This window comes from Romboutsia sp. CE17 (genome assembly GCF_012317385.1).
Classification (GTDB): domain Bacteria; phylum Bacillota; class Clostridia; order Peptostreptococcales; family Peptostreptococcaceae; genus Romboutsia_E.
The window spans coordinates 754,706-777,083 of sequence record NZ_CP051144.1 but is presented as its reverse complement, the minus strand read 5'-3'; the positions used below and the strand labels follow the sequence as shown (position 1 = coordinate 777,083).

22 protein-coding genes and 1 other annotated feature are annotated in these 22,378 nt (G+C 26.9%); of the genes, 5 read left to right on the top strand and 17 right to left on the bottom strand.

What is annotated here, in order from left to right:
* Positions 1–40: 40 nt before the first annotated feature.
* Positions 41–310, top strand: coding sequence for a hypothetical protein (locus tag HF520_RS03745; protein ID WP_168572752.1), 270 nt, complete (start codon positions 41–43; stop codon positions 308–310).
* A gap of 151 nt (positions 311–461) precedes the next feature.
* On the opposite strand, the gene HF520_RS03740 is transcribed toward HF520_RS03745, so the two are convergent.
* The 9 genes from HF520_RS03740 to uvsE form a co-directional block, all read right to left on the bottom strand.
* Positions 462–977 carry a hypothetical protein gene (locus HF520_RS03740; protein ID WP_168572751.1) on the bottom strand — a complete coding sequence of 172 codons (516 nt, stop codon included), beginning with the start codon at positions 975–977 and terminating at the stop codon, positions 462–464.
* Between the two features lie 25 nt (positions 978–1,002).
* Positions 1,003–1,620, bottom strand: a complete 618-nt coding sequence (locus HF520_RS03735) for a DUF4397 domain-containing protein (protein ID WP_168572750.1) — start codon at positions 1,618–1,620, stop codon at positions 1,003–1,005.
* A gap of 190 nt (positions 1,621–1,810) precedes the next feature.
* Complete coding sequence (locus HF520_RS03730; protein ID WP_168572749.1) at positions 1,811–2,170, bottom strand: arsenic metallochaperone ArsD family protein; 360 nt, start codon at positions 2,168–2,170, stop codon at positions 1,811–1,813.
* A 157-nt stretch (positions 2,171–2,327) separates the two neighbouring features.
* The gene (metK, locus tag HF520_RS03725; protein WP_168572748.1) at positions 2,328–3,530 is read right to left on the bottom strand and encodes a methionine adenosyltransferase; all 1,203 of its coding nucleotides are present in this window, start codon (positions 3,528–3,530) and stop codon (positions 2,328–2,330) included.
* Between the two features lie 2 nt (positions 3,531–3,532).
* The gene (gene speB / locus HF520_RS03720; RefSeq protein ID WP_168572747.1) at positions 3,533–4,429 is read right to left on the bottom strand and encodes an agmatinase; all 897 of its coding nucleotides are present in this window, start codon (positions 4,427–4,429) and stop codon (positions 3,533–3,535) included.
* Complete coding sequence (gene speE, locus HF520_RS03715; RefSeq protein ID WP_168572746.1) at positions 4,419–5,270, bottom strand: polyamine aminopropyltransferase; 852 nt, start codon at positions 5,268–5,270, stop codon at positions 4,419–4,421. Before speE ends, speB begins: the two co-directional genes overlap by 11 nt.
* A gap of 187 nt (positions 5,271–5,457) precedes the next feature.
* Complete coding sequence (gene speD / locus HF520_RS03710) at positions 5,458–5,871, bottom strand: adenosylmethionine decarboxylase (protein ID WP_168572745.1); 414 nt, start codon at positions 5,869–5,871, stop codon at positions 5,458–5,460.
* A gap of 31 nt (positions 5,872–5,902) precedes the next feature.
* Entirely contained in the window at positions 5,903–7,390 is a 1,488-nt protein-coding gene (locus tag HF520_RS03705; RefSeq protein WP_243155187.1) for an aminotransferase class I/II-fold pyridoxal phosphate-dependent enzyme, read from the bottom strand.
* A gap of 381 nt (positions 7,391–7,771) precedes the next feature.
* The gene (gene uvsE, locus HF520_RS03700) at positions 7,772–8,728 is read right to left on the bottom strand and encodes a UV DNA damage repair endonuclease UvsE (protein ID WP_168572744.1); all 957 of its coding nucleotides are present in this window, start codon (positions 8,726–8,728) and stop codon (positions 7,772–7,774) included.
* A 139-nt stretch (positions 8,729–8,867) separates the two neighbouring features.
* Here uvsE and HF520_RS03695 point away from each other — a divergent pair, with 139 nt between their 5' ends.
* Positions 8,868–9,176, top strand: coding sequence for a hypothetical protein (locus HF520_RS03695; protein WP_168572743.1), 309 nt, complete (start codon positions 8,868–8,870; stop codon positions 9,174–9,176).
* A gap of 84 nt (positions 9,177–9,260) precedes the next feature.
* Here the strand turns inward: HF520_RS03695 and HF520_RS03690 are convergent, their stop codons facing one another.
* The gene (locus HF520_RS03690; RefSeq protein ID WP_168572742.1) at positions 9,261–9,446 is read right to left on the bottom strand and encodes a hypothetical protein; all 186 of its coding nucleotides are present in this window, start codon (positions 9,444–9,446) and stop codon (positions 9,261–9,263) included.
* 179 nt (positions 9,447–9,625) lie between these two features.
* Here HF520_RS03690 and HF520_RS03685 point away from each other — a divergent pair, with 179 nt between their 5' ends.
* A complete protein-coding gene (locus HF520_RS03685; RefSeq protein WP_168572741.1) occupies positions 9,626–11,200 on the top strand; it encodes an oligosaccharide flippase family protein in 1,575 nt (524 codons plus the stop codon).
* Positions 11,201–11,253: 53 nt separating this feature from the next.
* Here the strand turns inward: HF520_RS03685 and HF520_RS03680 are convergent, their stop codons facing one another.
* From HF520_RS03680 to asnS, 5 genes are all read right to left on the bottom strand, one after another.
* Positions 11,254–12,111, bottom strand: coding sequence for an alpha/beta hydrolase (locus HF520_RS03680; protein ID WP_168572740.1), 858 nt, complete (start codon positions 12,109–12,111; stop codon positions 11,254–11,256).
* A 196-nt stretch (positions 12,112–12,307) separates the two neighbouring features.
* The gene (locus HF520_RS03675) at positions 12,308–12,739 is read right to left on the bottom strand and encodes a zinc ribbon domain-containing protein (RefSeq protein WP_168572739.1); all 432 of its coding nucleotides are present in this window, start codon (positions 12,737–12,739) and stop codon (positions 12,308–12,310) included.
* A gap of 14 nt (positions 12,740–12,753) precedes the next feature.
* Positions 12,754–14,121: a zinc ribbon domain-containing protein gene (locus HF520_RS03670; protein ID WP_168572738.1), complete on the bottom strand. Its 1,368-nt coding sequence runs from the start codon at positions 14,119–14,121 to the stop codon at positions 12,754–12,756.
* A 122-nt stretch (positions 14,122–14,243) separates the two neighbouring features.
* On the bottom strand, positions 14,244–14,546 hold the full coding sequence (locus HF520_RS03665) for a rhodanese-like domain-containing protein (protein WP_168572737.1): 303 nt from the start codon (positions 14,544–14,546) through the stop codon (positions 14,244–14,246).
* Between the two features lie 152 nt (positions 14,547–14,698).
* Positions 14,699–16,099, bottom strand: coding sequence for an asparagine--tRNA ligase (gene asnS / locus HF520_RS03660; protein WP_168572736.1), 1,401 nt, complete (start codon positions 16,097–16,099; stop codon positions 14,699–14,701).
* Between the two features lie 49 nt (positions 16,100–16,148).
* Positions 16,149–16,382 (bottom strand) — a binding site (T-box leader).
* 217 nt (positions 16,383–16,599) lie between these two features.
* Between asnS and HF520_RS03655 the strand changes: the two genes are divergently transcribed.
* Together HF520_RS03655 and HF520_RS03650 are read left to right on the top strand one after the other, a co-directional pair.
* Positions 16,600–19,794 (top strand): ligand-binding sensor domain-containing protein, encoded by a 3,195-nt coding sequence (locus HF520_RS03655; RefSeq protein ID WP_168572735.1) that lies wholly within the window; start codon positions 16,600–16,602, stop codon positions 19,792–19,794.
* A 136-nt stretch (positions 19,795–19,930) separates the two neighbouring features.
* A complete protein-coding gene (locus HF520_RS03650; RefSeq protein ID WP_168572734.1) occupies positions 19,931–20,332 on the top strand; it encodes a hypothetical protein in 402 nt (133 codons plus the stop codon).
* Between the two features lie 56 nt (positions 20,333–20,388).
* On the opposite strand, the gene HF520_RS03645 is transcribed toward HF520_RS03650, so the two are convergent.
* Complete coding sequence (locus tag HF520_RS03645) at positions 20,389–20,583, bottom strand: CDIF630_02480 family spore surface protein (protein ID WP_168572733.1); 195 nt, start codon at positions 20,581–20,583, stop codon at positions 20,389–20,391.
* 106 nt (positions 20,584–20,689) lie between these two features.
* On the bottom strand, positions 20,690–22,369 hold the full coding sequence (gene cspC, locus HF520_RS03640; protein ID WP_168572732.1) for a bile acid germinant receptor pseudoprotease CspC: 1,680 nt from the start codon (positions 22,367–22,369) through the stop codon (positions 20,690–20,692).
* Positions 22,370–22,378: the final 9 nt, after the last annotated feature.

The following is a 22,378-nucleotide window of genomic DNA, read 5'->3' as shown; positions in this document are numbered from 1 at the left end:
TATTAAGATATCAATTGATTAGAGGTGAGATAAAATTGAAGTGTTGTTTTTTAAAAGAGGTACTATAGTTGAAATAAACGAAAATATACAACCAGGATTATCCTTTATTACAATTGCAACTGATGTAAATGACATATACACAGCTACAATTTTAATTGCCAGCGAAACAACATTGGTAATGGATGAAAATTACAATGAAATCACTCTTAATGATCTTCAGGTTGGAGATTTAATATATGTTTATCATTCTCCTATAATGACTATGAGCATTCCACCACAGACTCAAGCATTTATTATAGAATTAAAATAAACAATAGCATTTATTATTATATTTTCATTAAGTCTATTTGCTATTAATTCAAATTTTAATTTATAAAGTTAGTTTATTCTGTGATAAATTTGTTAAATATTATATATAAATAAAGAATCCTATAAAATATATATTTTATAGGATTCTTTATTTATATATCTTTTTTTATTTTAGATTCACCTAATAAAAAACCTATAGAGCTGCACATAAAGTCTCTAAACATAGTTATAGATGGCAAATCTTGTCTCAAATCGTATATATATATAGCTAGTATAGATAATGCGCAAACTATACTAATTACAAACGCTATAACAATTTGTATAGAGTTTCCTTCTTTATAATTAACATACTTAATACAATCATCTTCATTTTCTACTTCTGTAATAGACCTTTCATCATCCTCATTCTTTGATTTGTTTATAATTTGAGGATTTGTATTTTTTATATTTGAACTAAGTACAAACCCAAATATTGAAGCAAGAGATGATCTAAATACTACCTCTATAACTTTATACAAGGTATCGTCTTTAGTTTTATAAAATACCATAAACACTGTCGATGCAAATATGATCCCTCCTATGCATACTAAAATTTGAGCTGCTAGGTTAAGATTATTCCAATCATGACTTATCTCAGCTCTTAAAACACCTTTTCTATTACACTTCATAGTATCACATCCTGCTACTTAATAATTAACTCTTACATAAGTAAGTATTTCCATCTACAGATTGAATTGCTTCTAGGTTTGGCAAATCCCCTATTATATATATAGTATATATTCTATCAACCTTTAATGTAGATGAGAAACATAAAACCATCATTTCGCTTTCACTTAATACTACATCCATATTGTATCTATCTTGCTTAACATCTAAATAACTTGTATTTTGCTTATATTCTAAATCTGTTATTAAATCTTTCCCATTAACATAGATATCTATATTGGGCGTGTTTGGAGATAAGTGTACTGCTCTAAAAGAACTTTTCTCTGTATTTGCAAATTTATCTGAATGATCATCTATAACTAATAATTCTAATTTATCTTTGTCTCCAATAGCGGCTATAGTTAATATTTGCCCTTCTTCTAACTCTAGAGCTCCACTTATAATAGGCTTTGTCATATCTCCTGCTACAAATACATCTATTCTATACTCACCTTCAGATAATATTTTATAATTTGAAAATTCCTTATACTTGAGATTACTAAAGGCTAGTTTTTCATTTATATATACATCTACAGGCAATGACTGCGGCGCTGCATGAAATACTCTTAACAAAGATGTTCCACTTTTAATTTTTATACAATCCAAACTCTCTCCCCCTTTTGCCAATCATTTACTTCATATATATTATGTATATTAAATTTCTTTAGTTACTAATAATCTAAAAGATTTATAAGGTAGAATATTATTTTTATTTTACATACTTTTCTATAATCTGTTTGATATAAAATTAGGTGCTTAAAGACTGATTTTACCAATCTTTAAGCACCTTTTTAACTCACATGTCTAAATATCTTAAAATTCCATTATTTTGTTTATTTATTAGTATATTTTTTGATATTCCTAATAGTTTAGCAAATTCTCCTCTAGATGGGTATCTTCCAACCATTACAACTTCATCATCTATGACTATTATAGGTAAACTCTCAATCCCATCATCTTCTAATATCATATATACTTTTTTATTTTCAATAAATGGAGATTTATCATAAACTATATTATAGCGTTCGACATCTATACCATTACTTCTTAATGTACTTAATATTATATGAACTCGCATAAGTTCCAAATCTTTTTTAGCACCAGGAGTTTGTTCTACTGTACACTCTGCTGATTCAAAAATTTTCATTTTTTTCATCTTATATCTATCCCCTTAAATTAGTATAAATTAATGACATTTTATATTAACATATTCAAGTTAATCCAAAAAGTTTACAAATAAATACTAATTTTTATAATAAATAATACTAAAATAAAAAAGACTATTAGCCTCACCTAAGCTAATAGTCTTTTTATTAAGCCATTACAAATTCTAATGCTTCTTTTCTTAAAATTTCCGCTTTATCTGTTCTTTCCCATGGTAAGTCTAAATCTGTCCTACCAAAATGTCCATATGCTGCAACTTTTCTATAAATAGGTTTTCTAAGCTCTAAGTCCCTTATTATAGCTCCTGGTCTTAAATCAAAATTATTGTTAACTAATTGTACTAATCTTTCTTCACTAACTTCACCAGTTCCAAAAGTATCTATAAATATTGATAGTGGCTTTGCAACACCAATTGCGTATGCAAGCTCTATTTCACATTTGCTAGCAAGCCCTGCTGCAACTATATTTTTAGCAACATATCTTGCTGCATAAGCTGCTGATCTATCAACTTTTGTAGGATCTTTTCCAGAGAATGCTCCCCCTCCATGCCTTGAGTATCCTCCATAGGTATCTATTATTATCTTTCTTCCAGTAAGTCCTGTATCTCCTTGTGGACCACCTATAACGAATCTCCCTGTTGGGTTTATATATATCATAGTTTCTTCATCTAATAATTCAGTTGGTATAACATATGATATTACGTGCTTTATTAAATCTTCTCTAATTTTTTCATTACTTACTTCTTCTCCATGTTGAGTGGATATAAGAACAGTGTGAACTCTTACAGGAGTATTTCCTTCATATTCAACTGTAACTTGAGTTTTTCCATCTGGTCTTAAATACTCTAATAATCCAGATTTTCTAACTTCCGTTAATCTCCTTGCTAATTTATGAGCTAAAGATATTGGAAGTGGCATCAATTCTTTAGTTTCATTACATGCAAAACCGAACATTATACCTTGATCCCCAGCACCTACTTTTTCAATCTCATCTTCTACTTGTTCTCCATCTCTATTTTCTAAAGCTTCATCAACACCCATAGCTATATCTCCAGATTGTTCATCTATTGAGGTTATAACTGAGCAAGTATCACAGTCAAATCCATATTTAGCTCTATCATATCCTATTTCTCTTACTGTATCTCTTACTAATTTTGGTATATCTACATAAGCTTTTGTACTTATTTCCCCTGCTACAAATACTAGTCCTGTTGTTACTGCTGTTTCACAAGCTACTCTTGATTCACTATCCTGTTCTAATAATGCATCTAATATTGCATCTGATATTTGATCACAGATTTTATCTGGATGACCTTCAGTAACTGATTCGGATGTAAATAAATGTCTTGCCATTTTTATTCTCCTCCTAAAAGTTTATTATAGTTATTAGCTACTACTAAAGTAAGTTCTCTTAAAATTTTACACGCTGTTACAGTTGATACGTTCGTATTATCATAATCTGGGCTTAATTCAACTATATCGCAACCAACTAAGTTTACATGCGAATATTTCAGAATTCTAAATATTTTTTCGAATTCATTATATGTTAACCCTCCAGGTTCTGGTGTTCCTGTTCCCGGAAATATTGACGGATCTAATACATCTAAATCTATAGTTAAATATACATTTTTTTTCTTTAAATCTCTTACTATTTTTTCAAAAGTATCTATTGTTGAAACTTCCATATAAGTATGTTTTTCTTTTAATGCAAAGTTAAACTCTTCTTTTGTACCCGATCTTATACCAAATTGGTATATTCTATTATCTCCTACTATATCCCATATTCTTTTTATTACAGTCGCATGAGAATGTTTATTATTATTGTACTCTTCTCTTAAATCAGTATGAGCATCAAAATGAATTACAAATATATCACTATACTTTTCATAAACAGCTTTAAATGCTGGAAAAGTAACTAAATGCTCCCCACCTATCATAAAAGGTATTTTATTATCTTTTATGATATTTTTTACCCCTTCATATATTTCATCTAATACAGTATCTGTATTACCTATACTAAGCTGCAAGTCTCCAATATCACAAATCTTATAATCATCTAAATCTAAATCTAATTTTGGACTATATGTTTCAAGTCCATAAAACTCAGACCTCATAGCACTGCTTGCAAATCTTGTTCCCGGTCTGTTAGATGTTGTTCCATCAAAACCTACACCAAATACAACTACATCAGCTTCTTCATAAGGAGTATCCATACTCATAAAAGTATTTATGTAGGAAAATTTATTTACCATTTAACATCTCCTTTACATATTGAGGAAGCATAAATGATCCTATATGTATATCACTATTATAGTACTTAGTTTTTAAATTTAAGCTTTCCCAAGCTTCTTTATTTTGATTTTTTATTGGATCTAACTTTTTAGATGCGAACCCAAATAACCAATGACCTGATGGATAAGTTGGTATATGAGCTTGATATACTTTAGATATTTCAAATATATCAGATATTTTAGCATTAGCTCTTTTCATCTCTTTTGCATTAAAATCAAAATATGGACTTTCATTTTGATTTACAAGTATTCCTTCATCCGTTAGTATTCTATAACAATCATTATAAAAATCTACTGAAAATAACCCTTCTCCAGGACCTATTGGATCTGTTGAATCTACTATAATTAGATCATATGACTTATTCTTAGAATTCTTAACAAATGCAACCCCATCTTCATAAAATAAATTTACTCTTTTATCATCTAATTTACAGGCACATATATCTATAAATTCTCTAGATGCATCTACAACCATTTTATCTATTTCAACCATATCTATTTTTTCTATTTGAGGATATCTGGTAAGTTCTCTAACAGTACCTCCGTCTCCACCACCTATAACTAATACATTTTTTATATTCATATTAGTTGCCATTGGAACATGAACTATCATATCATGATATATAAATTCATCTTTATAATTTACCATCATAAGTCCATCTAAAGTTAAAAACTTACCAAACTCTTTACTATCAAATACATCAACTCTTTGAAACTCTGACTGATTACTAAATAAGTGTTTGTCTATTTTTATTGATAAACGAACATTATCAGTCCACTCTTCTGTATACCAAAGTTCCATATTAATCCTCCAAATTATCTTTATTTATTTATATTTTTATTATTTATTTAATTCATTTTTATTCTATTTAAGTTTACTTTTATTTATATATTAGGTAATTTGTATATTTCTATTATTTATGTTATAATGTTATTTCAAATTAATTTTTATTTATTTATATTTTTGTTTTAATTTAGGTATTTATTATTTATATAGCTTCTGGCTTGTGAGTAATATTACCTAAATCTTTTTTTGCAAATTTTTGTATCTTTGTTGTTAATCCTCTCGGTATCTCAGTAGACTCACTTCTTTCTGCATTTAAAAGTTCCTCTAATAACTCAAAACTCTTCCAAGGATCTATATCTCCACATGTAAAGAAGTCTGCTGCTGCATAACCATATTCTGGCCATGTATGTATAGTTAAATGTGATTCTGCTATTATAACTGCACCAGATACTCCCCATGGATTAAAATGATGAAAAACAGAATCTACAATAGTTGCTTTAGCATTCAATGCAGAATCATTCATAAATTTTTCTATAAGTTTAGGATCTCTAAGTACTTCTTCATCACAATTATAGTATTCTACTATAATATGCCTACCTAACGTTTCAAATTTCATATTAAGTTCCTACTTTCTATTTAATTTTAATTTACTCTTTTACGACTAATATTGTTTTAAGCTCTTTATCTTTCATATCAGTTAAGCGTGCATTATTCTCTTTTAGTAACTTTATATAATCTATAATTTCCTGTGTAATTATTTCTCCTGGAGATACTATTGGTATTCCTGGAGGATATGCCATAATTGATTCAGCACAAATTTTATTTTCACTTTGTTCTAAATCAATACTCTCTTTAATTGAGTAAAATGCACTTCTTGGACTTAACTTTACACTAGGATCTATTTGTTTTATATTTATCTTATTATCATGCACTTTTCCATTAGCCATATTTGAAATTATTACAAGAGATTTAATAAGTTTATCTACATCATGTTTAGTTGTTCCAATTGATATAAGTGCTAATATATTATACATATCCCCTAGCTCAACTTGTACACCAAAATCCTTGTAGAGCATCTCATAAACTTCAAATCCACTTAAATTTAGTTTTGATACATTAATGCATAACTTTGTTTCATCTACAAAATTTACACCTTCTTTTTCTAGAAGTTCATAAGATATTACTTCTATACCTTTAATTTTATTTAATTTACTTTTTGCATATCTTGCTAAATTAAATGCTTTTGCTAATTGCTCACTCCCATTTGATATTAAATTTGCTCGTGCTCCATCAATGCTTGACATAAGTAAATATGATGCTGATGTTGATTGAAGTAAGTTTATATTTTGTAATACTTTCTTTTCATCAATATTTTTATTTTTAATTAAAAGTGCTGATGCTTGAGTAAGTGATCCTCCTGTCTTATGAAGGCTTATCGCTGACATATCTGCTCCACATTTCATTGCTGATGGTGGTAAATCACTATAGAATGGAAAATGTGCTCCATGAGCTTCATCAACAAGAACTAATATTCCTGATTTATGACAAATCTCTATAATCTTTCTTAAATCTGTGCATGCACCATAGTACGTTGGATTTAACAGAAATAATACTTTTATTTCATTATGCTCTTTTATTACTTTCTCTACTTTTTCAATACTTAGATTCAAACTTATACCTAAGCATTCATCAAATTCAGGTTGTATATATACAGGTATTCCTCCTGAAAGAATAAGAGCATTTATAACTGATTTATGTACATTTCTAGGCAAAAGTATTTTATCGCCTGGATTTATACAACTTAGAATCATAACATGTATTCCTTGAGTAGTTCCATTTGTTATAAAAAAAGCTTTATCTGCATCATAAGCCTTCGCTAGTAAATCTTGAGATTCTTTTATAATTCCAGTTGGATTTGATACATTATCCATAAATGGAGATGAGTTTATGTCCATTTTCATAATTTGTTTTCCAAAGTACTTATTTAATATTTCAACACCATTATCTCTTACATGACCTGGCACATCAAAACATGCTATATCACGATCTGAATATTCTTTTAGAGCTTTAAGTAATGGTATTTTTTCAATATCTATGTCACACATAGTTTCAACACTATCATTTATTTCTATCAATACTTCACCTCCTAATTATTTAGTTTTTTAATAAGTTTTATCAATCACTTACTATTTCTATTTTTATAATTCAGTATTATTAAACTTACTTTTTTATTATATTTATTTTATACACTTTTTTCAACCCCATTTTATAACATTTTTATTTTTATTTTCTTAATCAGATACAAACCTGTATTTTTCAACATTCATGGTATATTATCTTTGAAAATGTTTATATTAATTTTATTTTTGTTTAGTATTTCTAATCTTAAGTTTATATTAATTTTGTATAAGTTTACTTATACTAAACTTTTACAACTTCTTTAACCATTGTTGAAAAATAAAAAATATCTCTTTATATATATTTTATAAAGAGATATTTTTATTTAATTATCTTTTTTATAATTCAAAAGTAGTATCATCTATAAACTTTATTCCTTTATTAATCATCTTAAGATCCTCTATTAACTTAAATAATGCTTGATCTTTTTTCTTAGCTTCAATCATAACATCAAAGTCTTTATCTACTTTAGATTTTACTAACCCAATAAATTTTATAAAATCATTAGGATTTATATAGTCTGCATGTTTTCTATCATTTTCAAATTCTTTTGGAGTAGAAAAATGAACTTTAGGTGGTAACTTTTCACTATCCCATGTGTTAAATATATCAACAATTAAATCGCCTATATTTTCATTGTCACTTTTACAATGATGATGATGTATATCTAAAACCATAGGGATTTTAATTTCATTACAAATTCTAAGTACATCTTTAGCTGTAAATATTTTATCATCATTTTCTAAAATTAGGCGTTCTTGTATTCTAAGTGGAAATGACCTAAAGTTATCTATAAATCTCTTTATACTCTCTTCCTTTCCCCCTTGTGATCCTCCAATATGCATTACCATTTTTCCATCTTTACAGTCAAGTAGTTCAAATATATCAACAGCTGTATTTAAATTAATTAAAGTACTTTTTACTACACTTTCTTTAGTACTATTTATTACATTAAATTGATCAGGATGGCAGTCAAACCTCATATTGCTACTTTTTATAATTTTGCCAATGTGTTCAAAATCTTTTTTAAAATATTGTTTATAATTCCACATAACTTCAGGATGAGTTGCTAATGGTATCAAATGTGATGTTAATCTATAAAAGTGAATATTATGATTTATATTATATTTTAAAATTTCTTCTAATGCTTGTAAGTTTGAATAGGTAACTTCCTTTAATTTTTCTAATCTTTCATTATCATTCATTTTTAAATATCTAGAATAAGTTACTGTACTAGATGATGTAACTTTTCCTAAATTTAATGCTATTGCTACGTATCCTAATCTAACCTTCATATCATTTTCTCCTAATCTTTAAATATTATTTTTATTTTTTTAAAATTGATATACTTTTATACTTAGATGAACTATTATATAAATAAATTTATTTATATAGTTGCTATTAGGCTGTTTTAATATAAAAAGGGGGAAAACTATGGATATGTGTAATAAAATCGTTAGAGATAACATACCTGATATTTTAAAAAAACTTGGGAAAAATCTTAACTTTGAAACTTTAAAGGAAGATGAGAAAATTGAATATCTATACCTAAACCTAACTTCTTCAATTTATGATAGTTTTAATAGTAAGTCTCTAGATAATATAGTTGATTCTATAGAACTATTAATATCTATAGCTCAAGAATATGGTTATACAGAAGAAGATGTAATAGTTAGAAAAAACAATTTAAACGATGAAAAAGGTAGATATTCCAAAAATTTTATTTTAAAATCAAATTATTAATTGCAAAATTGAAATTCTAATAATAAATTTATATATAAAAGAGTTGAGTGTTCTATCTAGAACATCTTTCAACTCTTTTTATTGCTATTTAAATATATTTTTAGTTTTAGCTACTTCTTTACTCGCTCTGTAATTATGTTCTTCAGGATTTCGTTGAAAACTTCCATCCTTAATTTTTTCTTTAAAATCATCAGATGAAGGATTTAGACCTTTAAAATAATTGCCTTGAGATGAATAAATACTTTTCTTATTTGGGTTTTTAATTTCCATAATTATTCTCCTTTCTATAACCTATTTATAAATATTTTCTCTTATAAACAAATACATATTCCTTCTAATTTATGTATTTGTATTTTTTATAATATTTAAGACTAACCTTAGCATATAAAATATATATAGCTTTATATTTAAACTTTACAATTTTTATATTTAATAGGAGATAATTACTTATGAAAGTAAAAAGAAAAAAATTGATTTTAAATGCACTATTGCTTACTATAAGTACCATGACATTTGGTGTAGTAAATATGATTTTTAGAGTTTATATCTCTAATCAAATAGGACCAGAAGGAATGGGACTATTCCAATTAATAATGAGTATAAATATAGTTGCTTCTACATTAGCCATATCTGGCATAAGAGTCACTATTACTCGTCTAGTAGCGGAGGAACTAGGTAAAGGTAATTATGGTAAAATAAAGAAAATAGTTAGAAAAGGAATTATATATACTCTTTTCTTTGGAACTATATCATTTTTATTACTTTATAATAATGCTGAATTTATAAGTAATGTATGGATAAAAGACTCCAGAGCAATTATTTCTCTAAAAATTTTAGCCTGTAGTATGCCTTTTGTAGGTGTATGTTCTTGCTTTGCAGGTTATTTCTACGGTATTCGAAAAGTTATGAAAAGTGTATCAGCTGATGTAGTTGAGATTTTCACCATGATGCTCATCATTTATTTATTTATCAGTACTTTTATCCCTATGGGAATTGACTATACATGCTCATTAGTTTCTGTAGGCACAGCAGTCGGATCAATGTTATCAGCTGTTTATTCTTATATTTTATACATATTTGAAAAGAAATCACCTTCACCTAAAGTTAAATCAAATAATAAATTTTCCATATTTGATATTGGATTCATCGCTATTCCTATAGCTTGTAGTTCTTATGTACAAACTTCACTTAGGACAGCTGAAGATATACTCATACCAAATGCACTTAGACTGTATGGTTCTACAACTTCATCTTCACTTTCTATTTTTGGTATGATAAAAGGAATGGTTATGCCTATATTAAATTTTCCTTCTATATTTTTGGCATCATTTTCTACTCTCATTATTCCAGAAATAGCAGAATCTAATGCTTTAAATAAAAAGAATATGGTAAATTACATAATATCAAAAGTTTTTAAGTTCACATTACTTATAGCTTTATTTGCAACTGGGTTATTTATGATATTTTCAAAGGAATTAGGTTTAGCTATTTATAATAGTGAAGAAGTTGGCTATATTATGAGAATACTAGCACCCCTTATACCTTTAATGTATTTAGATAGAATAGTAGACGGTAGTTTAAATGCTCTTAACCAACAACTCTACACTTTAAAATATAATATTTTAGATATGTCACTTAGGGTAATTATAATCTTATATATTATTCCTAAAAAAGGTATCGATGGGTTTATTTTTGTTCTTTTTGTTAGTACTATTTTTAATTCTTCATTAAGTATTAATAGACTATTAAAAGTTACTAAATTAGAATTCGAACTAATAGATTGGTTTATTAAACCAATTATATGTGTTGTTATTTCAAGCTATTTAACTAAATTTTCTTTTTTAATTTTTAACATACATAATTTAATTCTTTTACAAGTTTTTGTTAATTTATCTTTCTATATAATTTTCTTATTTATATTTAGATGTCTAAAAGTAAAAGATATTAGATGGTTTACTGATGCTTTTAAAAACGATATTAAAAAAGCAGATTGGGATAGTGTCAATCTTTATAAAAAGTTATAAATAAAAAAGTTGCTTGAACTATTTATACTAAATTCAAGCAACTTTTTATACTTTTAATTTATTTTATCCATAAAACTTAATATATTTTTGGATGTTATATCTATTTGCTCTTCTCTATCTATTATTGGAATTCCATCTCCTTTTTGATGTCCATAATCACCAAACTGAGAATGATTGGCTCCCTCTATTTCTAAATACGTTGTATCATCTGGTAATTTTTCTTTAGACTTAACTAATGATTCAAAATTAACTACACCGTCTTTGCTTCCCCATATAGAAAGAACCTCTTTTCCTATATTCTTAAGTTCTTCTCCTATAGGATATGATGATAATAACACTACTCCATCTACCATTTTATTTGAGCTAGCAAATTTTGCAGCCATTGTTCCACCTAAAGAGTGACCTCCAACAACCCAAGTCTTTATATTACTATATTCACTTATTACCTTTTCACCTCTATTGTAAGAAAATATAGCTAGATTAAAAGGCATATCAACGATTACAACCTCATATCCTTGCTCTGCTATTTTTCTGCATAAAGGAGCATATGCTTCTGGCTCTACCTTAGCACCTGGATAAAATATAAACCCTTTAGTAGGTTCCATATTTTTCGGTGTAAAAGATATAAACCTATCAACTTTTACATCAACTATATCATCACTTACAAGAGATGCTTTTGCTAATTCTTGAGGCTTATAAGTTATACTTGCCCATATAAAAAAAATTATTATAAATGATAATATAGTTCCTAAAATTATTTTTAATATCTTACTATTTTTTCGTTTTTCGTTTTCATATTTTTTATCTTCTTCATTTTTCAATGCATCGTAAAGTAAAGGCTTTTCAAGCTCCATTGTTATGCTAAAAGTATCGTCTAAGTTTTGTCCTTTCGACTTTACATCTTTTTTCATATCTTACCTCCCGAATAATAAATACATTTTATAGTTTATCATATAAATCATACTTTTTCATCTTATTAAATCTTTCAAATTTATTAAATTTAATATGGTATTATATGCCACTTATACAAAATATATATTAAAAATATTTTATTTTTGTTAATAAAAAAGGAGCATATCTCTTTTTGAGATAGCCCCTTTTCCAATATTATCTTAACTTTTTGCCACAGCATACACAATAATTAGAGTCTATATCTATTTCTAGGTTGCAAGTTCCACAAATTATTGTCTCTTCACATTTTAATTCTTCTATATTTTTACCACAAACTGAACAGAATTTATCATTATTATTTAATTTATTTCCGCATTCACATTCAATGACTTTATTAGAATTATTTATTTTTTCTAATTCTTTAATATTCTTATAAATAATTTTATCACACTCTAATATCTTATCTGAAATCTCATCAAAATCTTTATCTAAAATACATCCTTCTCTGATTTTTTTATATGTTAATATTCCTAACTCCGTTAGTAGAACAGATTTTTTATCTTCATGTTCGTTTATTAAAATATTAATATTAGCTTTTTCCTTAAAATTTTGTTTTCCTATTTTTTTTTCAAATGATATCTTATCCATTTTTACCTCCATCATTAGTTAAATATATTTAACTTGTATCCTAATAAAGATACTAAGAAACAGTATATAAATGAAATCACTATAGAGCTTAGTAATGAGAATCCCATAGTTAAGGATGTACTATAATTACTTAAACTAAGTATATCAAGGCCTCCTCCTAATGATACACTAGTAAATATTGATAATATACCCATCAAAATCGCATAAAAAGAACTTAATAATATTACGGGTTTTAACCCTTTGCTTCTTCCATATTTAGCCTCTAATTTACATGCACATACTATAATAACTAAAGCTGATAAGAAAATCATTGCAACTAACAACAATATAGTAGTTAAGTATAAATTAGAATTAAAAATATTAGCTAATGATAAATCTTTACTTGCTATATTTACTGGTATAAAGTTTCCAAAAGCCCACATATATGCTGCTAGTTGACTTAGCTTTATCCATAAATTAGAGTTTTCTGTATAACTTGATATACCTAAGTTATATAAATAACTTTTATCTGCAAAAGTCAGTATAGCTAATATTATTAAAGTAGTAATATAACCTATAATGATAATATTTATAGCCCTTTTTAAGATACCTAGATACATATTTTCATCTTCATATTCACTTTTATAAATCAGCATATATGTTGATAGAAAACCAATTAATATACCTTTTAATAACATACTAAACGCCGCAAAATTAAATTGAACTATATATCCATATTGACTCATATTATAAGAGTAACTAAATCTAGTCTTACTAAGTAAAGCTAAAGTAAACAATATTACTCCATATGAAACTCCCACACCTAAAGAATTTCTAAACGCAGAATCTGAATCCTTAGTATATTTTTTAATAAATATTAAATTTGATATAGTTAGTGCTACTAATGGTAGTATGTATAAAGCAATTATACCTAATTTAACCTCTACACCTCCCCATCCCATCATTGTGGATGAGTAAATATTTAAAGAACCTAAATTCAATCCTAATATTATATGTATAGGATTAAGAATGTCTGCTATATCTGGAATATAATTAACTACAACAACTTTTAGTAATAAAGATATTAAAAATAAAAATAAAACAGACACTAATCCAGTTGTAAAGGTCTTAGGCATATTTAAATAGGTTAAAACTTCTCTAAAACTCCAATTACTCACTTTAGAAAATGAGCTATTATTTACATATACTTCTTGTAGATTATAACCACATAATCTACAATAACTATCAACTTTACTTATCTTATTATTACATTTAGGACAAGTATCTCCTGATAATTTCTTTATTTTAATATTCCTATTTAATAAGGAAGATCTAATATTACCATTAGTTCTAGAATAGTTTTCATATTCTTCATTAATGTTATTAAACCCAGTATTATCCATATTTTTCCTCCATTACATATTAATCTTTATACTCAAATGATTATAATATATTTATATCCATTATACAAAAAAATACTTAACTATAGCTTAACTCAAACTATAATTAAGTATTTTTTATTTTTCTAGATTACATAATCTATTATACCCTTTTCTAAATTATATAACTCATCAAAACCTTCCATAGAAAGTATATTGCATGCTGTAATACTTCTATGACCGCTTCTGCAATATACAACTATTTTACTTCCTCTATATTCTTCTAATTCGTCTACATTAAAAAGTAACTCTTGAAGCGGTATATTTATAGCTCCTTCTATTTTATTTTCATGAAATTCTTCTTTAGTTCTTATATCTAAAAGTAAAAACTCTTCATTACTATTTAAAAGTTCTTTTAATTCGAATTTATCTATATTAGTATAACTCATAATTCACCTCTACCAAATATATATTTAATTATTTAAATATATACCCTATCTCTCTAAATTTAAGCTTAATTATCTGCAAACTAAGTAGTTTATTGTCCATTAATATAAAATAAGGGCCTCTCTTTTGAGATAAGCCCTTATTTTATATTAAATTAGAATTCTGCATTTCTTGGTGTACGTGGGAATGGTATTACGTCTCTTATATTAGACATTCCAGTTAAGTACATTATCATTCTCTCAAAACCTAAACCAAATCCAGAGTGAGTAGCTGTTCCGTACTTTCTAAGCTCTAAGTACCACCAGTAGTCCTCCTCTTTTAATCCCATTTCTTGAATTCTTTGTAATAATACATCTTCTCTTTCTTCTCTTTGAGATCCACCAACTATTTCACCAACTCCAGGAACTAATAAGTCCATAGCTCTTACAGTTTTTCCATCTTCATTCATTCTCATATAGAACGCCTTTATATCCTTTGGATAATCTGTTACGAATACTGGTGCATTAAATACTTGTTCTGTTATATATCTTTCATGCTCAGTTTGTAAATCATCTCCCCAAGTAACTGGATACTCAAACTCTACTCCTGATTTTTGTAATATATCAACAGCTTCTGTATAAGTTATTCTCTTAAATGATGAGTTAAGTACATTATTTAATCTTTCAAATAAACCTTTATCTATGAAGCTATTAAAGAATTCCATTTCTTCTGGAGCATTTTCCATAACATAGCTTATTATATATTTTATCATGTCCTCAGCAAGTTCCATATCATCTTCTAAATCACCAAATGCTATTTCTGGCTCTATCATCCAGAACTCAGATGCATGTCTTTGTGTAAATGAGTTTTCAGCTCTGAATGTTGGACCAAAAGTATAAACATTTCTAAATGCTAATGCCATTATTTCTGCATTTAATTGACCACTAACTGTTAAGTTTGCTTCTTTTCCAAAGAAATCCTTTGAATAATCTATATTCCCATCTTCAGTTTTAGGTATATTATTTAGATCCATTGTTGTTAATCTAAACATTTCTCCTGCACCTTCACAGTCACTTCCTGTTATAATTGGAGAATGTGCATATACGAAGTTTCTTTCTTGGAAAAATTTATGTATAGCATATGCTGTTAAACTTCTTACTCTAAACACCGCTGAGAATGTATTACTTCTCGGTCTTAAGTGAGCTATAGTTCTTAAATACTCAAGAGTATGTCTTTTCTTTTGTAATGGATATGAACTATCTGATAATCCTTCTACAGCTATACTACTTGCATGTATTTCTATTGGTTGCTTTGCTCCTTCAGTAGATACGACTTCACCTTCTACTAATATAGATGAGCTTATTGGTAACTTTGATATTTCTTTGAAGTTTTCTAATTTATCATCTGATAATATTATTTGCATATTTTTGAAGAAACTTCCATCATTTAACTCTATAAATCCAAAGTTCTTAGATCCTCTAGATGTTCTTATCCATCCAGCTAGTTTTACAGTTTTACCAATATATTCTTCTTGGTTTCTGTATAATTCTTTTACCGTTATAAATTGTTTTTGCATTAGTATTTCCTCCTTTGTAATTATAAATAAAAAAACCTTTCATCCCATATAAAGGGACGAAAGGTTATACTTTCGCGGTACCACCCTAATTGTCAAATATTTTGACCTCTTAGTTAAGCAATGCTTATGATCATAACGGGATCTTCCGTCTAGGCCTACTTGCAATTGCTTTCGGTTAGAAACTCCGAGATGTTCTTCAATATAAACTTCGTATTGGGCTTCCACCTAATCCCAACTCTCTGACACTACATTTTATACCTACTCTTCTCTTCACTGTTTTTAAAATTATATTATTTTAATTTTATTATTTCTATATTGTAAGAAGATTATACCAACTTCTAAATTTTTAGTCAATACCTCAATTCTTTTATTATAAAATATAAAACCGAAATATTTTTCCATATTTTGACAAAAAACTCCAAAAAATAATTCATTATTAACTGATTATTTGGTATAGTTTTATATAGATACTTTTATGCTTTAAAATTTGAGGTGAATTAATGAAAAATAATAAAAAGTTTATTAAAAATATATTCTGTACAATAGCTATTATAATTTTAAATTCCAGTTTAGCCTTTGCATATTCCCCTGAAAATATAAATTTTCGAAGTTTAACCATTGAAGATGGTTTATCTCAATCTACTGTTGAAACTATATTTCAAGATAGCCAAGGATATATGTGGATCGGAACTAATGATGGCCTTGACAAATATAATGGATATAGTTTCAAAAAATACACTAACGATATTTATGATAAAAATACAATAAGTAGTAATTATATTGTAGATATTGTTGAAGACAAAGAAGGTTATATTTGGGTTTCAACTATTAATGGTTTAAATAAAATTAATCCAAAAAATGATGAGATAGTAAATTATGTATCAGATTCAACAAAGGGTAATTTATCTAATGATCGAATTTGTGAAATTTTAGTTACATCTACTGGTAATATATTAGTTTCTACATCAAATGGATTAAACTTATATAATAGAAGTACTGATTCTTTTACAAGAATTTTAGCTAACAAAAATGACTTGCCTAGCCAGTATATTCATTCTATAGAAGAAGATTATTACGGTAATATTTGGTTGGGTACAGATTCTGGATTAGTTAAATTAGATAAACACTTTAATAAAGTGAAAGAATTTTCAAATAGAGAAATAGATACTATTGAAGATTATCCAGTATATAGATTATATAGCGATGGTAGTGATAAACTATGGATTGCAACACTTGGTTCTGGACTTATTAGGCTAAATCCTACTACTTATGATTTTAAAATATATACAAATAATGACTCTATTGATTCATTGCCTAATAATACTGTTAGAGACATAATTAGAGACTCAAAAGGAAGTCTATGGATTAATACTCATAGTGGTTTATCAAAATTAAATGAATCTAATGATACTTTTATAAATTATCAAAATAAAATTTACGACCAAAATAGCCTTATTGACAATAAAACCTACTGCCTTATTGAAGATAAAGGTGGTTTAATTTGGATAGGAACATACAAAGGTATATCAATATTTGATCCTAGCAGTGAGTTTAAACATTATAAGTCAGATCCATTTAATAAAAACTCTTTAAGCTATAGTATTATTCATGGCCTCTACGAAGATGATGATGGATATATATGGGCTGGTACAAGTTTGGCTGGTGTGAATATAATTAATAAAAAAAATAACAATATATATTTTTTAACTACCCAAAATTCAAGTATATGTGATGACTCTATAAATGACTTAACAGGTTATAATGATGAAATATATATAGGAACAGCTAATGGATTAGCCATTGTAAATAGAATATCTAAAGAGATTATTAATTTTACTTCTGATGATGGACTACCTTCTAGTTCTATAAAGTCTTTATTTGTTGATAGTAAAAATTATTTATGGATTGGTACAAATAGAGGATTAGCAATTATGAATTTAGATTCAAAAGAAATAATAAATATAACTAACATCCTTGAAAAGTATTCTGTAAATGATTTATTTATAAAAGAAATTTATGAAAGTAAAGCTGGTAATTATTATATTGGATGTTTTCTGGATGGAGGTCTAATTGAAATCAATCCTACTTATAATAAAATTCAAGTTTACAAACATATTGAAAATGATGATAATAGTATAACAAATAACTCAATAAGAACTGTCACAGAAGATATGTTTGGTAATATATTAGTGGGAACAAGCCATGGGCTAAATATACTAAATAAAAAAAATAATACCTTTACTCATTATACAACTAATGATGGTCTTCCTAATAATAATATCTATGGTATATTAGTAGACTCAGAAGATAATATTTGGATGAGTACTAATTCTGGTATTTCAAAATTTAATACTAAAACTAAGATTTTTGAAAACTTTACAGTAATAGATGGACTTCAAAGTAATGAATTTAATGGAAAAGCTTATTTTAAAAGCAAAGATGGAGATTTTTATTTTGGTGGTATAAACGGATTTAATATGTTTAGACCAGAAAATATAAGTGTTTCGAAGTTTACACCTAAAGTAATATTCGATAACTTTCAAGTAAAAGGTCTTCAGTATAGTGATATTTCTAATCATAAGTTTGAATCTAGCGAAAACAATATTTCTTTAAGTTTCTTCGTAGATGACTATAAAAATGTTAATGGTATACAATATTATTACAAGTTAGAAGGGTCTGATGAAAACTGGATTTTATCTCATACTAACAAGATAATTTATGCAAATTTATCTCCTGGGGAATATACATTTAAAGTCAAGGCTTTAAGCTACAATGGTATAATGGGTCCAGAAAGTAATATATCATTTACTATTAAACCACCTTTTTGGAAAAGTAATATAGCCATTTTTACTTACATATTATTAATACTAATTGCAGTTTATTTAAATGCTAATAAAGTTAGGAGATTAGATAGACTGGTAGAAAACAAAACAAAAGAACTTAGATATGAAATGAAAAAAAATGAAAAATTATTTGATAAATTAATAACTCTAGAAAAAAATAAAAATAACTACTTTGTTAATTTATCTCATGAATTAAGAACACCATTGAATGTTATTAACGGAACGGGTCAGCTTATAAGAGATTTTAATAAAAGGAAAGAATTAAATCCAGATAGATTAGAATATTATATAGACATAATGAGTCGAAATTGTAATAGACTTTTAAAAATTATTAATAATATTATTGATACTAGTAAACTTCAAAGTAATAGCTATGTTATAATTAAAGAAAAAGAAGATATCATTTATATAGTTGAAGAGACTATACTTGGTCTAAAAGATTATATAGAAAGTAAAGGTATCGAATTTACCATAGATACTATGGTTGAAGAAAAAATAATCGAATGTGATAAATATGAAATAGAAAGATGTATAGTAAATTTAATAGGGAATGCAGTTAAATTTACACCTCCTGGCGGTAGAATTGATGTATTTATAAGTGACTTTGGTGATACTGTTGAGATTAGTGTTAAAGATACAGGCATTGGAATTAGTAAAGAAAATTTATCTACTATCTTCGATAAATTTAATCAAGTCATAGACTCTACATCAGAAGTCAAAGGTGGTAGTGGTTTAGGATTAACTATTACAAAGCATTTAATTGAGCTTCACAATGGAAGAATATCTGTAAATAGTCAATTAGGTAAAGGTAGTGAGTTTATAATCACATTGCCAGCAACAATTAATCCTTAAATAAAGAAAACTTATAGCATATAGCTATAAGTTTTTTTGTTATTAGTTTATATAAAAAATTATATTTTACTTTTAGTATTTTTTAGTTTTAAATTTATTAAATTTAGTCAATAATTCCTTATTAGAGGTGATTATTTTGAAATATTTATTAACTTTTTTATTAGTACTTTTTTTTATATCTCCAAGTGTAGAAGATAGTAAATCTTTTTCTCAAGTTATGAGAGATGGATTTTATAATTATATAACATGTTTAGATAGGTCTTTTAATTATGCTAAAGAAAATATACCTTTAGTCAAAGAGTTAGCTAGTATTCCATATGAAAAAACCTATAAAAAAGTTATGAATAATCGTACTCTTACAAAACATCTTGTTTCTTCTGGTGAAACTATAGACGATATAATAAAGAAATATAATTATAATATTTCAAGTAGTGAATTAGATGACTTTAGGAAAGTTGTATATAAGGAAAATGAAAATATTATATCTGATAACTATAATATTCAATCTGGTGATTATATTTTAGTACCATCAGAGTAAATACAATAAAAATAAATGGCTATCTTAAACTAGATAACCATTTATTTTTATTTAAATCAAGTTTGACTTCCATTATCTACCCAATCTTTTGCGTGAATAACATTTTCTTCAGATGGAATAGTTACATTACTGTGTGGCATTATTTGATCTGCCTCTGATATAGGAGCATTTAATCCTTGATCAACAGCTAATTTTAAGTTTAGTCTTCTATTATTCTCCCCATTTAATGCAGTAGTACGATTTTGTAGCAAAATTATCACCTCTTGTTGTCTTTTTATTTATTGTCTGCATTTTTTTCACTACAATTCATGATATCAAAATATATATATAGTTAAAATTTTACTAATTTTTAATATATTAAATATTATTTGCTATAGCAACTATGGTGTCTCTTAAATTTAAAACACCATATCCTTGAGAGCTGTTTGGATAAGTGTAAATTGGATTTTTAGTTGCTCCAAGCATTAAGTATGTTTTTAATACTTTTGTAAATAATAATTTTCTTTGATAAGTTCCTAGGGTACTAATATATTCCATAATTAAAGCTAAAACACCACTGGTTAAAGAAGAACTAACCCCTGTTCCTGTTGACTTAATATAAGTACTATTTATAAACGGAGAAATAATATCTACACCCGGAGCAACAATATCTGGTTTTATGACAATATTAGATTTCATAGGACCTTTAGAAGACCCTATCCACATACCGTTAGTTTTATCATTAAATGCACCAACAGTAATAACATTCTCTGTAGCTCCATATAAAGTTATCGTTGAGTAAGAATTAGGATCTAAAAATCTAGTATTATTTGGTATTAAGTTTCCATTCGGTAAATATAAATCAAATTCACCTTTTGCAAAAAATTCTGGAAATACTCTTATGGTACCAATTCCTGGTCTTATATTAAATATTTTTATATATATTTCTTCATTTCCTGAAAGTATCCATGGGTAAGTAAGCTTAATTAAATATGGTGAATTTTCCAAATTAAACTTTCCTTTATACACTTCCTCATCTGGAGAATACTGAACGTTGTAACTTACTTCTCCAGTAGGGGATATAATCTCCACCCCCAGTCTTCCTGGACCATTGGGGCATATTGTAATATCAAGAGAATTTTGTTCTCCCACTTCAAGTGTTATATCTATAGGCTCAGATGAATCATCACTAAATGTTCCTTCATAATGTATATTTGTATTTCCTTCATTACCTGCTCCACTTACTAATATAACTCCTGAAGAATTTAAATATGGAAAAGTATCTAATAAATTTGTAAGTATAATTGATCTAGACCTCTCTGCTATTGTTAAATTTATAATAGTGTTTTTATTCTCTCTTTTTGATATATCTAATACATATTTAATAGCTGCTAAAAAGTCAGTATTTAAATAATTTATCTTTCCATTCTCATATGTTCCTTCATATGATTTTAATTTTACTACAACTAATTCACTCTTGGGTGCCACGCCTTTATATAATGGATTTAAAGCACCTCCACCTGATGCTATTCCAGCTGCAATAGTCCCTGTTCCTATATCATCTTTAGTTAAACTAGAGTCATTATTTGATATTGCATTATTTATATCTTGGCGAGTATATTCACTTCCAAATATCATACCTTCTGGTGGTGGATTTGTATTTCCATCTTGATCCCAAATTGAAATTATTTTACTAGTATTATCCTCATTAATAAAATCAGGATGCATATAATCAATTCCAGAATCTATTATCGCTATAATTGAACCTTCTCCTCCAATAGATAGATATGGACTATTTTCAATATAGTCAGTACCTGATGCATCGGTTACTGTTTCTCCATTTTCTACTCCATCTTGAATTTGTATTAGTGAACTCATAGGTTGGGCCTCTTGAACCCAAGTTATTTCACTTATACTTTCTAGTGTATTTTCATCAAAATTTTCATCTACATAAATTACTGCCAATTGACCATTTAGAATCATATACCTATTTATTCCATTTTCCTCTAATGCTTTAATAATATCTCCTTGATAAATTATAGAATAAGATTTTTCCATAAATACTCT

Bases quoted from the DNA above. Each gene is read 5' to 3' on its own strand.
- HF520_RS03740 (WP_168572751.1), bottom strand. From the start codon at position 977: ATGAAGTGTAATAGAAAAGGTGTTTTAAGAGCTGAGATAAGTCATGAT.
- HF520_RS03730 (WP_168572749.1), bottom strand. From the start codon at position 2,170: ATGAAAAAAATGAAAATTTTTGAATCAGCAGAGTGTACAGTAGAACAA.
- metK (WP_168572748.1), bottom strand. From the start codon at position 3,530: ATGGCAAGACATTTATTTACATCCGAATCAGTTACTGAAGGTCATCCA.
- speB (WP_168572747.1), bottom strand. From the start codon at position 4,429: ATGGTAAATAAATTTTCCTACATAAATACTTTTATGAGTATGGATACT.
- speE (WP_168572746.1), bottom strand. From the start codon at position 5,270: ATGGAACTTTGGTATACAGAAGAGTGGACTGATAATGTTCGTTTATCA.
- speD (WP_168572745.1), bottom strand. From the start codon at position 5,871: ATGAAATTTGAAACGTTAGGTAGGCATATTATAGTAGAATACTATAAT.
- uvsE (WP_168572744.1), bottom strand. From the start codon at position 8,728: ATGAAGGTTAGATTAGGATACGTAGCAATAGCATTAAATTTAGGAAAA.
- HF520_RS03695 (WP_168572743.1), top strand. From the start codon at position 8,868: ATGGATATGTGTAATAAAATCGTTAGAGATAACATACCTGATATTTTA.
- HF520_RS03690 (WP_168572742.1), bottom strand. From the start codon at position 9,446: ATGGAAATTAAAAACCCAAATAAGAAAAGTATTTATTCATCTCAAGGC.
- HF520_RS03685 (WP_168572741.1), top strand. From the start codon at position 9,626: ATGAAAGTAAAAAGAAAAAAATTGATTTTAAATGCACTATTGCTTACT.
- HF520_RS03680 (WP_168572740.1), bottom strand. From the start codon at position 12,111: ATGAAAAAAGATGTAAAGTCGAAAGGACAAAACTTAGACGATACTTTT.
- HF520_RS03675 (WP_168572739.1), bottom strand. From the start codon at position 12,739: ATGGATAAGATATCATTTGAAAAAAAAATAGGAAAACAAAATTTTAAG.
- HF520_RS03670 (WP_168572738.1), bottom strand. From the start codon at position 14,121: ATGGATAATACTGGGTTTAATAACATTAATGAAGAATATGAAAACTAT.
- HF520_RS03665 (WP_168572737.1), bottom strand. From the start codon at position 14,546: ATGAGTTATACTAATATAGATAAATTCGAATTAAAAGAACTTTTAAAT.
- asnS (WP_168572736.1), bottom strand. From the start codon at position 16,099: ATGCAAAAACAATTTATAACGGTAAAAGAATTATACAGAAACCAAGAA.
- HF520_RS03655 (WP_168572735.1), top strand. From the start codon at position 16,600: ATGAAAAATAATAAAAAGTTTATTAAAAATATATTCTGTACAATAGCT.
- cspC (WP_168572732.1), bottom strand. From the start codon at position 22,369: ATGGAAAAATCTTATTCTATAATTTATCAAGGAGATATTATTAAAGCA.